Here is a 12,966-nt window from a genome sequence, read left to right as displayed (position 1 = left end):
GGAAGGAGCCCGTCTCACGCGGCCACCTCCTGTTTGGGCCGTGGCATCTCGCCGATATGGATGCGGCCCGATTCGGCCTCGACCTGCCAGGGACGGCGCACATCGCCGAGTGCCTCGGCGACCGCCAGACCCGCCTGCAGGCCATCCTCATGGAATCCGGCCCCAAAATAGGCACCGGCGAACCAGGTGCGGCGAACGCCCTGCAGCGACCATAGGGCGCGCTGAGCCGCAATCGCCGCCTTGTCGAAGATGGGGTGCTCATAGAGCTGCCGGCAGATCAACTTGCTTTCATCGATCGCCGTACAAGGATTGAGCGTCACGAACAGCGGATTGCCGGGGTCGATGCCCTGCAGGCTGTTCATCCAGTAGGTCACCGAGAGCGGCGCCTCGATCCCGCCTGAGGAGGCGTAGTTCCAGCTCGCCCACGCCGCTGTCCGCTTCGGCATCACCGAGGGGTCGCGATGCAGGATCGCCTCGTTCAGGTTGTAACGAAAGCAGCCGAGCAGATGGACTTCGTCCGTCATCGCATCGGCAAGCAGATCGAGGCTCTGGTCGGCGTGGCTGGCGAGCACGACGTGATCGTAGCGCACCGGCGCGGCGCCGAGCGCCTCGACGGTGACGTGATCTTCGCTCCGCCACACGCGCTGCACCGGCATGCCCAGATGCAGCTGACCGGCGAAATCGTCGAGCAGTGCCCGCACATAGACCTTTGCGCCACCCTCCACCGTGCGCCAGACCGGGCGATTGGAGATTTTCAGCAGGCCGTGATTGTCGCAGAAGCGGATGAAGGCGGCGGCTGGATAGTCCATCACCTGCCGCGTCGGGATCGACCAGATCGCTGCCGCCATCGGATATAGATGGTCCTCACGCAGCGCCCGCCCATAGCCCTCGCGATCGAGATAGGCACCGAGGGTGAGATCGCCGAGACCGGCCTGATGGCCCGGCGCCTCACGGTAGAAGCGCAGGAGTTCGCGCAGCATCGACCAGAATCGCGGGCGGATCAGATTGCGCTTCTGGGCGAACAGGCCCTTGAGATCGGTGCCGGCATATTCGAGCCGCCCACCGCGCAGGGAAACGGCGAAGGACATGTCGGAGGGCCTGGTCGGCACCTCCAGATGGTCGAACAAGGCCGTGAGATTGGGATAGGTCACCTCATTATAGACGATGAAGCCGGTGTCGACGGGCACCGGTCCCCGCTCGCCCGTTACGGTAACAGTATTTGAATGGCCCCCTGGGCGCGGGGCAGCCTCATAGAGCGTGACGTCATGGCGCTTTGACAGGAGCCATGCGGCCGAAAGGCCAGCGATGCCGGAGCCGACGACGGCAATCCGCAGGGATGGGCAAACGGCATCGCTTGTCATGATCGCGCCCCGGACATGAGGCGGACGCCGCAAGCACCCGCCGGTTTGGCAATGAAGTCGATGACGGCTATACGTTTCAGGCTCTGGCTTGGATCACTGATCCAGATCCGCCGATCCCGCGTATCAGAGGCATGTATGGCTCTCTGGCACACCCAATGCTTGTTGTTCGCATCCGGCAGACGCCGTCCCGGCAAGGGAGCGTCGTGACGATGAACGAGGCCGCGGCGTCCCAGCCTGACACACCCGCGATGATGGATGCCCTGGTGGTTGCCATCGCCCAGCGCGCGGACCGGGAGGCTTTTGCCAGGCTGTTCGCCTATTTCGCCCCCCGCGTGAAGGGCTTCCTGATGCGGCGCGGCGCCAATGCGAGCCTGGCCGAGGAGATCGCCCAGGAGGCGATGCTCTCGGTCTGGCGCAAGGCGGCGCACTTCCAGCCCGAACGGGGCACGGCCAGCACCTGGGTTTTCACGATCGCTCGCAACCTCGCCGTCGACCGCCTGCGCCGCGACGGGCCACCGCCCGGAGCCGAGGCTCAGCCGGTGGAGGAGGATGCCGTGGAGAGTGCCGAGACCGCCGTGCTCTCAGCCGAACGGGAGCAGCGCCTGCGAGCCGCTCTCGCCACGCTTTCGCCGGAGCAGAATACGATACTTCAGCTCTCCTTCTTTCAGGACCGGCCACATTCGGAGGTTGCCGCCGAGCTCGGCATCCCGCTCGGCACGGTCAAATCGCGTATCCGCCTCGCCATTGCGCGGCTGCGCCTGCTTTTGGACGACTTGTCATGACGCTTACCCGCCCCATCACGCATCATCCGGACGACGGCGTCCTGCTCGCCTATGCGACGGGCACCCTCGGCCTCGCGCATCGCCTCGTGGTCGGCGCCCATCTCGAGACCTGCCCCGCCTGCCGCTCCCGTCTGGCCGGCTTCGAGACCGTCGGCGGCGTCATGCTGGAGGCCCAGGCGCCGGTGGCGCTTGCCTCCGATGCGCTGGCTCGCGCCCTGGCGGCGCTGGACGCACCTGAACCGCCGCCTCCCGCCCCGCGCCTCACGCCCGCGAGCTTTCCGCTCGGCATCGAGCTGCCGAAGTCGCTTGCCGGTCAGGACATCGGCCCCTGGCGCTGGACGGCGCCCGGCATCGAGATCAGCAAGATCGAAGGCCTGTGGAAAACCAGGGAACGCTGTTTTCTGCTCAGGGCCGCGCCTGGCGTGACGGTGCCCCATCACGATCATGACGGTGTCGAACTCGCGCAGCTCCTCGCAGGGGCGCTTGTTGACGAGGACCAGCGCTTCGAGGTCGGCGATTGCGCCCAGGCCGAGCCTGGCCTGCGCCACCAGCCGCATTCCGATCCGGAGCATGGCTGCATCTGCCTGATCGCCATCGACGGCCGCACGCGTCCGAGCCATTGGACCGGCCGGCTGATCCAGCGCTTCATCGACATCTGAGGCGCGAAACCGATGATAGCCCTTCCCTTCCTTTACTGGATGGCAGGCGCAGGCCTCTTCCTCTGCCTCACCATGGCCTGCGCCTGGCTGGTGCAGCGGCGTACGGGCAAATCGGGCTGGGCCGACGTCGCCTGGACGATAGGGCTCGGCGTTGCCGGCGCCATGCTGGCGCTGGCTCCCGTGGGCGGAACACCCGAGCCGTTGCGCCAGGGCCTTGTGGCGTCGCTCGCCCTTCTCTGGGCCCTGCGGCTTGGCGGCCATATCCTCAAGCGCACGCTGAGTGGCGGCGAAGACCCGCGCTACCATCAGCTCGCGCAGGAATGGGGTGAGGCCTTTCCTCGCCGCCTGTTCTGGTTCCTGCAGCTCCAGGCCGTCTGCTCCCTTCTCCTGGCTGTCTCCGTGCTTCTGGCCGGCCACCGTCCCGGCCCGCTGCGCTGGAACGATATCGCCGGGATCGCCCTCCTGCTCGCAGCCATCGCCGGCGAGGGTCTCAGCGACCTCCAGCTCTCGCGCTTCCGGGCCAATCCCGCCAATGGCAAGCGTGTGTGCAATGAGGGCCTGTGGTCGCTCTCCCGCCATCCCAATTACTTCTTCGAATGGCTGGCCTGGCTTGCCTACCCCCTGATCGCCATCGACTTCGGTGGCGGCTATCCGTGGGGCTGGCTGGCGCTGTCGGGTCCCGCCTTCATGTATTGGCTGCTCGTCCATGTCTCCGGCGTGCCGCCGCTCGAGGCTCATATGCTGCGCTCGCGCGGGCAGGCCTATCGCGCCTACCAGGCCAAGGTGAGCGCCTTCTTTCCCACTTTTCCGGTCAAGGAACCCCTGCGATGAGCATGCTCGCTTCCGCCATCGACGTGATCGAGAGCACTCCCCTGCCGGACTGGATGACGCGGGGGGGCGTCAACTTCCTGGTGGGCCGCACCCGTCGACGCCTGGCCACCCGCCCTTCCACAGATGTGCCCTTTGCAGCCATGATGGGCGAGCACGCGATTGCGCTGCATGCGAGCGAAGCCAATGCCCAGCACTACGAGATACCCTCGGCTTTCTTCGCCCTCATCCTGGGCCCACAGCGCAAATATTCGTGCTGCCTCTATCCCCAGGGCACGGAGACTCTCGCCGAAGCCGAGACGCTGGCGCTGGACGAGACCATCGCCCATGCCGACCTGCAGGACGGCCAGACCATACTTGAGCTTGGCTGCGGCTGGGGCTCCCTCAGCCTCGCCCTGGCGAAACGCTTCCCGAAGGCCGAGATCACCTCCGTCTCGAATTCGGCCAGCCAGCGCGCCTTCATCGAGACCGGGGCCACCATGCGCGGGCTGCGCAACCTCACGGTCGTCACCGCCGACATGAATGACTTCACGCCCAATGGCCGCTTCGTGCGCATCGTCTCGGTGGAGATGTTCGAGCACATGACCAACTGGCGCGCGCTGCTGACCCGTATCAGCGGCTGGCTCCAGCCCGAGGGCCGGCTGTTCCTGCATGTGTTCAGCCATCGCAGCCAACCCTACCGCTTCGACCATGCCGACAAGACGGACTGGATCGCCCAGCATTTCTTCACAGGCGGCATCATGCCGAGCCACGATCTCATCCGCCAGTTCGACGACATCTTCACCCTCGACGAGGCCTGGCAGTGGAGCGGCCGGCACTACCAGCGCACGGCCCAGGACTGGCTTGCCAATTTCGACGCCCACGGCCAGGCGATCGACGCGATCCTGCGTGACGTCTATGGCCGGGACGCCGCCCTGTGGAAGCGCCGCTGGCGCCTGTTCTTCCTCGCCACGGAAGGCCTGTTCGGCCATGCGGGCGGGCGGGAGTGGGGCGTGAGCCATTATCGGCTACGTGCGAGTCCCGGGTGCGCGGGCATCCTGCCCGCATCTTGAACCGCAGCGCTCGCACGATGAGAAGATGCGGGCAGAAAGCCCGCGCACCCGGGAAGACTACACCGCCCTCGCCGCGCCATAGCCCACCACGGCCCCGATCGCCGTCAGCATCGTGCCCCAGGCCATGTCAGCCAGCGTAATCGCCAGCGGCCAGTCCTTCAGAGTGGCGTGGTTGGTGAGATCGTAGGTGCCGTAGGCGGTGAGGCCCAGAATGGCGCCGCGGGCGAGTGCCCCTTGCCAGTGGCTTGAAGGCCGGATCGCCAAGGCAACGATTCCGGCGGCATAGAGAAGATAGAACAGCACGGCCGGCGCCAGCACCACCGAATCGGCGAGGAGCGGACCGATCAGCGGCCGGTAGAGCCAGCCTGTCATCTGGGTGAGCCAAATCGCATCGATCGAGAGAAAACAGGCGAGCGTGGCCGCGTAGGCCAGGGCTGTCTTGATCATGAACCGCTCCGAATCGTTACCCTCGATACGAGTGGGAACGGGCGGTGGATCAGTGGGATGGGGATGTGCTCGCCACGGACGATGCCGGTCTGCAGACCGGCATGGAATCGCAGCCATTGCCAAAGGAAGCGCTGCTCCCCAGAAACAACAAAGCCGCCCTGAGGCGGCTTTCGTAGTCCGGGAAGATTTGGTGGAGCCAGACGGGATCGAACCGTCGACCTCTACAATGCCATTGTAGCGCTCTCCCAGCTGAGCTATGACCCCACGTCTCGAAAGCGGTTTGGGCGCCGCCTTCATATTCCTCGGCGTTTCCGCCGACGGGCCGCTCCTTTCTCACAGGTGGCGGCTCGATGCAAGTGATGTGACGAAGAAATTTCGGAAAAAACACTTCCCCGTCAAAAAGGCGCGATCCTGTGGAAAACCGCGCCTCGTCCAGCGCAAGGATGCGTCTCAGGCTTCCTCGTCGTCCTCGATGCCGTCGCCGATCAGGTCGGTGACGTCGTCGCTCTCGTCCTCGTCTTCCTCGAGGAAGGTATCGTCATCGGCAGTCGTATCGTCCTCGACGTCGATATCATCGTCGCCGACCACGGTCTTGGCGGCGCCCGCTTCGTCGTCGGCCTCTTCCAGGCTGATCAGTTCGGCATCAGCCACCGGATCAAGATCGGTATCCTCTTCCGTCGGAACGGCGCGCGGGACGACGGCATCCGGACGGGCGCCACGCAGCAGCACCGGCGCAGCGATGGTGACCACCTGGCCGGTGTAGGGCGAGATGATCGGATCCTTGTTTAGATCGTAGAATTTGCGGCCTGTCGTCGGACAAACGCGCTTCGTGCCAAGTTCGGGTCTGGCCACGGCGTAAACCTTTGTCGAATGTCGAAAAATGGAGTGCGAGGCCGCTACAGACAACCGGCCTCGATGTCAATCAGATTCGCAAAGATGGGCGCTTTTCCCGGCTTGGCAAGGGGCAGCAGTCACGTTCGATCAGGAAAAAACGCCACGCGAGGGCGCCCACCAGCTTCGTGGGGGAGGCTCGCGTTGCGCCCCTCGACATAGCTATCCTTCCTCCCCCCATCCATGCTAAGCGCCCGGTCATGCCCGCCCGCCTGCAAAAACCCGCCCCGATCGAGACCAAGCCCCTTTCCGCGCACCGCTCGCCGGGCCTGAAGGGCAAGGTGCGAGTGCCCGGCGACAAGTCGATCTCGCATCGTGCCCTCATCTTCGGCCTGCTCAGCGTAGGCGAAACCGAGATCGAGGGGCTGCTCGAGGCCGGTGACGTCATGGCGACCGCGGAAGCCTGCCGTCGGCTCGGCGCGACCATTACGCGAATCGGCGAAGGCTCATGGCGCGTCCAGGGCGTCGGTGTCGGCGGTCTGCTTTCGCCCGATGGTACGCTCGATTTCGGCAATGCCGGCACAGGCTCGCGCCTGATGATGGGCGTGGTGGCCGGCCATGGCGTTACCGCCACATTCGACGGCGACGCCTCGCTTCGCCAGCGGCCGATGATGCGGGTGCTGACCCCACTGCTCAAGATGGGCGCCGAAATCGTCACCAGCGCCGAGGGCAACCGCCTGCCGTTGACCCTGCGCGGCGCCGCCGATCCCGTGCCGATCAGCTATGAGAGTCCGGTCGCCTCTGCGCAGGTCAAGTCCGCCGTGCTGCTCGCAGGCATCAACGCTCCGGGCGAGACGACGGTGATCGAGGCCGAGGCGACGCGTGACCATACCGAGCGAATGCTCCGCCATTTCGGCGCGGAGGTCGCCATCACCCCGCATGGCGCGCATGGCCGCAGGATCGTGCTGCGCGGTCGGCCGGAACTGGAGCCGAAGCCGGTCATCGTGCCCGCCGATCCCTCATCCGCCGCCTTCCCGCTGGTGGCGGCGCTAATCGTGCCGGGTTCGGACATCGTGATCGAGGGCGTGATGATGAATCCGCTGCGCACCGGGCTGATCACCACCCTGTGCGAAATGGGCGCCGACATCTCCCGGACCAACGTCCGGGTCGAGGGCGGCGAGGACGTCGCCGATCTCACCGTGCGCCATTCCGCCCTCCGAGGCGTGGAGGTGCCCGCCGAACGCGCACCTTCGATGATCGACGAATATCCGGTGCTGGCGGTGGCAGCCGCCTTCGCCGAAGGCGAAACCCATATGCGTGGCCTCGGCGAGTTGCGGGTGAAGGAGAGCGACCGCCTGGCCGCCGTCGCCGCCGGCCTCGCCGCCAATGGCATCGTTCATCGCATCGTGGGCGATGACCTCGTCGTTGCCGGTTCGGCTGCCGTTCCGGGCGGCGGCGAGGTCGTCACCCGCATGGACCATCGTATCGCCATGGCCTTCCTGATGATGGGCCTGGCCTCGCGCGCACCCGTGCGCGTGGACGACACGGCCTTCATCGCCACCAGTTTCCCCAGCTTTATCCCGACAATGCGCAGCCTCGGAGCGGACTTTGGAGCCGACTTGGCATGATCATCGCGATTGATGGCCCCGCCGCATCCGGCAAAGGCACGCTGGCCAAGCGCCTGGCCGAGCATTTCGCCTTGCCCCATCTCGACACCGGCTTGCTCTACCGCGCGGTGGGCCGTGTGGCGCTCGACCGGGGACTAGAGCTCGACGACGCCGATGCCACCGCTGAGATCGCCGAACTGCTCGACGTCGCCGAGCTGGACGAAACCCGTCTGCGGGGGCGCGAGATGGGGGAAGCCGCCTCCATCGTCGCCGCCCACCCCAAGGTGCGCAAGGCCCTGCTCGACCTGCAGCGCCGATTCGCCCACCAGCGCGGCGGGGCGGTGCTCGATGGCCGCGACATCGGCACCGTGATCGCACCCGGCGCCGAGGTGAAGATCTTTGTCACGGCCGCGCCGGAGATCCGGGCACGGCGGCGCCATCTGGAGCTGGAGAAGCGCGGCGATGCCCCACCTTATGAGGAGGTGCTGGCTGATATCCGCAAGCGCGACGCGCGAGACGCCGGTCGCACCGATGCCCCGCTGAAGCCCGCACCCGATGCGCATGTACTCGACACCACCGCCCTCGATGTCGAGAGCGCCTTTGCCGCCGCACTCCTCCTCGCAAACCGGCATAAGGACTAATCAACCCTTGATTTTAGGCCTTCGGGCGCTGATATCCGGCCCGAATGATTTTTTGGAACAGGTGAGATGACGAGCAAGACCAAACCCGAAGTCGAGACCCCGATCGAGGCGGAAGCGAATGCTTCGGCCGAAGCGACGGCCGAAAGCACGGGCCAGGCCGGCGGCGAGCAGGACGCCACCAACGACAATGCCTTCGAAGTGCTGACAAAGCTCCAGGCCGAGAATGCAGACCTCAAGGATCGGCTGCTGCGCACCCTGGCCGAGGTCGAGAATGTACGCCGCCGCGGCGAGCGCGAGGTCAACGACACGCGCCAGTATGCCGTGGCCAAGTTCGCCGGCGACATGCTCGATGTCGCCGACAACATGGCCCGGGCGCTGGCCAACACGCCTGCCGAGGCTCGCGAGAGCGATCCGGCCGTCAAGACGCTGGTCGAAGGCGTGGAGCTGACAGAAAAGGCCATGCTCCGCGCGCTGGAAAAGCACGGCGTAAAGAAGATCGATCCGCAGGGCGAGCGCTTCGATCCGAATTTCCACCAGGCTATTTTCGAGGTACCCGACACGTCCGTAGCGACCGGCACGGTCGCCCAGGTCGTGCAGGTCGGCTATAGCATCGGCTCGCGCGTGCTGCGCCCGGCAATGGTGGGTGTCGCCCGCGGCGGGCCAAAGCCGGCAACGGCCGAGGCCGAGAAGCAGAGCTGAGTCAACACCGGAGTGGCAGTCTCCGACTGCCATCCTCCTCTCCTGCGAGTGCATCGGTTCCCAGAATGGTATCGTCACACCGGCAGGAGCCGATGTGGTGGCAGAGACCGCCCCTCCTCCGCTCTCATGCCATGCAGTCGAATTCGCCCTCGGCCCGCCCAGCCTTCCAGTAGTTGAGGATCTGGCAGCGCGCCGGTGGCAGACGGAGCGTCGTGCGGGCGTACTTGCGGATGGCACGGGCGATGCCGGCCTCGGCGCCGGCCCAGACCATGAGATCCTCGCGCTTCTGCGGTGTGGCTTCGGACACGGCATCCATCAGGCGGCTCGGCTCGCCCGGGCGGCGCTGCAGGCAGCAGATGTCCCGCCCGGTGTAGGCGAGCAGGCAGCGCGCGTCCGGATTGGGTGTCTCCAGCACCACGGTAACAGCGACGTCCCCAGGCAGGGTTTCGAGCGTGCGGGCGATCGCCGGCAGGGCCGTGTGGTCGCCCGCCAGCAGATAGGAGCGGCAAGGCGGGGCGGGGATCACACCCGGGCCGCGCAGACCGACCTTGTCGCCGGGACGCGCCTGCAGGGCAAAGCGCGAGCCGACGGAATCCTCGCCATGCAGGGCGATGTCGACGTGGAGTTCGCCACGCTGCAGATCGAAATGGCGCAGCGAATAAGTGCGGATGCGCTCGCAACCCTCTGCATCGGCAAGATGCAGCTTAAGATAGGGCCCAAGGGCGCCGGGCGGGGGCAGCAAGGCACGGAGGTCCCCGCCGCCGAGCACCAGCCGGCGCAGATCTGGCGCGAGGTTGCATGTGGCAAGGACGGTGGCCGTGATCGGTCGCGCGGCGGACATGCGGGCTCATTCCTTCATTGGGGTTTGCGCCCGAGCTGCCAGACGAGATAGGGCAGGCCGATCAAGGCGGCGATGATGCCGGTGGGCAACTGGCGTGGGGCGATGGCGGTGCGGGCGAGCGCATCGGCGGCGACCATTATGAGGGCGCCGATCAGGGCGGAGGCGAGCACCTCGCTGGCGGCCCGGCGCATGCCGAGAAGACGGGCGATATGGGGTCCGGCTAGGCCGACGAAGGTGAGTGGCCCCGTCGCCATCACCGCGGCGGCGGTCAGCATCGAGGCAATGCCCATCATCGCGAGACGCACGCCCGGCAGAGGCAGGCCCAGGGACCGTGTCAACGCCTCGTCGAACGGCATGAGGTCGAGCCAGCGCACCAGCACCAGGAGAGTCGGGAGAAGGACCGCGGCAAAACCGGCGGCGAGCGCCACACTCGGCCAGTCAGCCAGGTAGGTCGAACCGGCGATCCAGGCCAGCACCTGGTTGGCGCGCGGGTCGCCGAGTGCCAGGAAGGCGACGACGAGGGCATCGAGCAAGGCCGAAAGGGCGATGCCTGCAAGCAGCATGTGATCGGGTGCAAAGCCGTTGCGGCGGCCGGCGAGCAGCACCAGCGACAGTGCCAGGAAGCCGCCCATCGCGCCGTAAAGAGTCTGCTGGACAGGGCCTGGCGCCGCGCTCAGGATCAGGGCGGCCACCAGGCCGAAAGCAACACCGGTGCCGACCCCCAGCACCTCCGGCGCCGCCAGCGGATTGCCCGAGACGCGCTGCAGCACGAGACCCGCCACCGCCAGCATAGCGCCGGAGAGAAGGGATATCAGGGTGCGCGGCAAGCGCCAGGGTTCGACAGCGGCGAAATCGGAAAGCGCCGTCCGATGCCAGCTGTCGCCGTCATGGCCGACCAGGAGGGCGATAGCGAGCAGGACGGGCAGCAGGAACGCCAGCAGCCACAGGAGGCGGGAGGGATTGCCGATGCGCCTTGTCTGGGCGGCACGGATAGCCGGTGGTTCGCTGCGACGCAGGCGCGGCAGCAACCAGAGGAGAAGCGGCGCGCCCAGCAACGCCGTGGCGGCGCCGGTGGGCAGATTGACGATGCCGGAGAGCTCCAGCAGGCCAACGACTCCGTCCATCGCCAACACAAGAAGGCCGCCGACCAGCGGCGCCGCCACGAGCCTGGCGCCGAAGCGCCTGGCGCCGGAAAGGGCCGCGATCTGTGGGGCAGCAAGGCTGACAAAGCCGATCACGCCCACCTGGGCGGTGACTGCAGCGGTCAGCAGAGCCGCCAGCACCGCACCGAGGCCGCGCACCCAGGCGAGCGGCAGACCGATGGCGCGTGCAGATTCATCGTCCAGCGACAGCAGCGCCAGCGGACGCGCGGCGAGGGTGGCGAACATCAGGAGGACAGCAAGGCGAGGCGCCAGCGCCAGGGGCGCCGACCAGTCCTGCTGGGCAAGCGAACCGCCACCCCACAGGAAGAGCACGGCGACATATTCCTGATTGATCAGGCGCAGCGCCACCGTCAAGGCGCCGCAGAACAGGCCCGTCACCAGCCCAGCCAGCACCAGTGCGATGGAGGAGAAACGGTTGCGCGCGGCGCAGAGCATCACGAAGCCGAGGGCTGTCAGGGCGCCCGCCATCGCCACGGCCTCCCGCGCCACCAGCAAAGCCGGCGCCATCACCAGGGCAAGAGTCATCGCCAGTTGCGCCCCGGCCTCGAGGCCCAGGGTGGTGGGGGACGCCAGGGGATTGCGCAGGATCTGCTGCAGCAGGAGGCCGGCGGTGCCGAGCCCCACGCCGGCGAGGAAGGCGGTGGCGCCGCGGGGCAGGGCCGAGAAGTGAAAGACGAGCTGCTGGGGATCATCGAGGTTGGGATCGAAGGTCGCCTGTATCCATTGCGCGAAGGGCAGTTGGACATTCCAGCACCACGCGGTCAGCCCTGCCGCCAGCAGGACGAACGTCACCAGCGTTGTGGCAAGGCGGTGAATGTCCGCTCGCAGATCGAAATTCATGGCTTCGTTATCCCGGGCTCAACTTTGTCATGCCCGGGCTTGTCCCGAGCATCCAGCCGCGCCTTCTGCCGGCGCGGTTCTGGATCGCCGGGACAAGCCCGGGCATGACAAAAGGTCGAGCCTCCGTCGGCTTTTCGGTGGGCCAGTCAGAACCGCGCATCGCCGCTTCCCAACCGATCGACGAGAAGTGTGGCGAAGCGGTTGGCGGCGGTGATCTCGCCGAAGGTCCAGACCGCCGGCAGATGGCGGACGCGGCCCTGCCGCACCGACGGCAGGTTGCCCCACAGGCTCGCCGGATCCGGCGCGATCGTCACCCCCGCGGGCAGGGGATCGACGACCACGATATCGGCATCGGGAAAGGCGGCCAGCTTCTCCGTACCGACCAGGGCAAAGCCCCAGTCGTTGACCGGCCGCGTCCAGGCATTCGTCAGGCCGAGACGCTCCAGCGCCGCGCCGGGCATACTGCCGTGCCCATAAACGCGCACGAATCGGGCATCGAGAAACTGGACCACCAGGGGCCTGCGTCTTGCTGCTGGCCCCAGCCGGGCACGCAGGGCGCCGAAGCGGGCGTTGCTGTCCGCGATGACCTTGTCGGCCTCGGGGCCGCGCTCCAAGAGCCGGCCAAGCAGGCGAAGTTGTGTGCCAGCTTCCGCAAGCACGTCGCCCCCACCGGCGATCGAAACCTCGAAAGTCGGCGCAATACGCTCGAGCAAGGGCCGGGTTGCGGCGCCGAGCGGACTGACCAGGATGAGATCGGGTTTCAGCGCAGCGATGATCTCGGGATTGGGCGCGTCGCGCAGTCCGAGATCGGGTGTGTCGGGCGGCAGCGCCGGCTCGGCGACCCAGATGCGGTAGAGCTCCGCATCTCCGACTCCGGCCGGCGCCGCGCCGAGCGACAGCAGCATGGCGGCGGCCGTCCAGTCGAGAGCCACGATGCGGCGGGGTACGCCCGTGGGCTGTGGGTCGAGGGCATGTCCCGGCACGGGCAGCGCCGCGACGAGAGCGCCGGCCAACAAGCGTCCGGCCATGGCCCGTCGCGTCATCGCTTTTCCACCTCCCGCGTTCGATCGCATCGCATTGTCCCGTACCGGATCGGCGCCGCATCTGCCGTAGTGCAGCTGGCCTCATCATCGCCAGGCTTATCGCACTCAGAATATAGTATATGCAAGAGATCGTATAAATTTTAGAGTGCAGTTTATATCCTCTAAAAACTGC

Annotated in this window: 13 protein-coding genes and 1 tRNA gene; 7 read left to right on the top strand and 7 right to left on the bottom strand. The window is 66.8% G+C overall.

Features of this window, described 5'->3' with window-relative positions; translation table 11 throughout:
* Positions 1–14: 14 nt before the first annotated feature.
* Positions 15–1,361, bottom strand: coding sequence for an NAD(P)/FAD-dependent oxidoreductase (locus ACMDCR_RS02595; protein WP_413991024.1), 1,347 nt, complete (start codon positions 1,359–1,361; stop codon positions 15–17).
* A gap of 209 nt (positions 1,362–1,570) precedes the next feature.
* Here ACMDCR_RS02595 and ACMDCR_RS02590 point away from each other — a divergent pair, with 209 nt between their 5' ends.
* From ACMDCR_RS02590 to ACMDCR_RS02575, 4 genes are read left to right on the top strand one after another with little or no spacing between them, the layout of a single operon-like run.
* Positions 1,571–2,143, top strand: coding sequence for a sigma-70 family RNA polymerase sigma factor (locus tag ACMDCR_RS02590; RefSeq protein WP_413991023.1), 573 nt, complete (start codon positions 1,571–1,573; stop codon positions 2,141–2,143).
* Positions 2,140–2,802, top strand: coding sequence for a ChrR family anti-sigma-E factor (locus tag ACMDCR_RS02585; protein ID WP_413991022.1), 663 nt, complete (start codon positions 2,140–2,142; stop codon positions 2,800–2,802). Before ACMDCR_RS02590 ends, ACMDCR_RS02585 begins: the two co-directional genes overlap by 4 nt.
* A gap of 12 nt (positions 2,803–2,814) precedes the next feature.
* Positions 2,815–3,633: a DUF1295 domain-containing protein gene (locus ACMDCR_RS02580; RefSeq protein ID WP_413991021.1), complete on the top strand. Its 819-nt coding sequence runs from the start codon at positions 2,815–2,817 to the stop codon at positions 3,631–3,633.
* Complete coding sequence (locus tag ACMDCR_RS02575) at positions 3,630–4,682, top strand: SAM-dependent methyltransferase (protein WP_413991020.1); 1,053 nt, start codon at positions 3,630–3,632, stop codon at positions 4,680–4,682. Before ACMDCR_RS02580 ends, ACMDCR_RS02575 begins: the two co-directional genes overlap by 4 nt.
* Positions 4,683–4,739: 57 nt before the next feature.
* On the opposite strand, the gene ACMDCR_RS02570 is transcribed toward ACMDCR_RS02575, so the two are convergent.
* From ACMDCR_RS02570 to ACMDCR_RS02560, 3 genes are all read right to left on the bottom strand, one after another.
* Positions 4,740–5,129 carry a DUF2177 family protein gene (locus ACMDCR_RS02570; RefSeq protein ID WP_413991019.1) on the bottom strand — a complete coding sequence of 130 codons (390 nt, stop codon included), beginning with the start codon at positions 5,127–5,129 and terminating at the stop codon, positions 4,740–4,742.
* 188 nt (positions 5,130–5,317) lie between these two features.
* Positions 5,318–5,393 (bottom strand) — tRNA-Ala (locus tag ACMDCR_RS02565).
* Positions 5,394–5,579: 186 nt separating this feature from the next.
* On the bottom strand, positions 5,580–5,981 hold the full coding sequence (locus ACMDCR_RS02560) for a TIGR02300 family protein (RefSeq protein ID WP_413991018.1): 402 nt from the start codon (positions 5,979–5,981) through the stop codon (positions 5,580–5,582).
* A 239-nt stretch (positions 5,982–6,220) separates the two neighbouring features.
* Here ACMDCR_RS02560 and aroA point away from each other — a divergent pair, with 239 nt between their 5' ends.
* From aroA to grpE, 3 genes are all read left to right on the top strand, one after another.
* Entirely contained in the window at positions 6,221–7,588 is a 1,368-nt protein-coding gene (aroA, locus tag ACMDCR_RS02555; RefSeq protein WP_413991017.1) for a 3-phosphoshikimate 1-carboxyvinyltransferase, read from the top strand.
* Positions 7,585–8,208 carry a (d)CMP kinase gene (cmk, locus tag ACMDCR_RS02550; RefSeq protein ID WP_413991016.1) on the top strand — a complete coding sequence of 208 codons (624 nt, stop codon included), beginning with the start codon at positions 7,585–7,587 and terminating at the stop codon, positions 8,206–8,208. Before aroA ends, cmk begins: the two co-directional genes overlap by 4 nt.
* Before the next feature lie 66 nt (positions 8,209–8,274).
* Complete coding sequence (gene grpE / locus ACMDCR_RS02545) at positions 8,275–8,907, top strand: nucleotide exchange factor GrpE (RefSeq protein WP_413991015.1); 633 nt, start codon at positions 8,275–8,277, stop codon at positions 8,905–8,907.
* A 124-nt stretch (positions 8,908–9,031) separates the two neighbouring features.
* Here grpE and ACMDCR_RS02540 read toward each other — a convergent pair whose 3' ends face one another.
* The 3 genes from ACMDCR_RS02540 to ACMDCR_RS02530 form a co-directional block, all read right to left on the bottom strand.
* A complete protein-coding gene (locus ACMDCR_RS02540) occupies positions 9,032–9,748 on the bottom strand; it encodes a siderophore-interacting protein (protein ID WP_413991014.1) in 717 nt (238 codons plus the stop codon).
* Between the two features lie 14 nt (positions 9,749–9,762).
* Complete coding sequence (fhuB, locus tag ACMDCR_RS02535; RefSeq protein ID WP_413991013.1) at positions 9,763–11,751, bottom strand: Fe(3+)-hydroxamate ABC transporter permease FhuB; 1,989 nt, start codon at positions 11,749–11,751, stop codon at positions 9,763–9,765.
* A 146-nt stretch (positions 11,752–11,897) separates the two neighbouring features.
* The gene (locus tag ACMDCR_RS02530; RefSeq protein WP_413991012.1) at positions 11,898–12,794 is read right to left on the bottom strand and encodes an iron-siderophore ABC transporter substrate-binding protein; all 897 of its coding nucleotides are present in this window, start codon (positions 12,792–12,794) and stop codon (positions 11,898–11,900) included.
* Between the last annotated feature and the right edge of the window lie 172 nt (positions 12,795–12,966).

It is taken from the genome of Labrys okinawensis, from assembly GCF_047345005.1.
GTDB lineage: Bacteria > Pseudomonadota > Alphaproteobacteria > Rhizobiales > Labraceae > Labrys > Labrys okinawensis.
The sequence above is the reverse complement of the archived record's forward strand: the minus strand, read 5'-3'. Positions and strand labels throughout refer to the sequence as shown.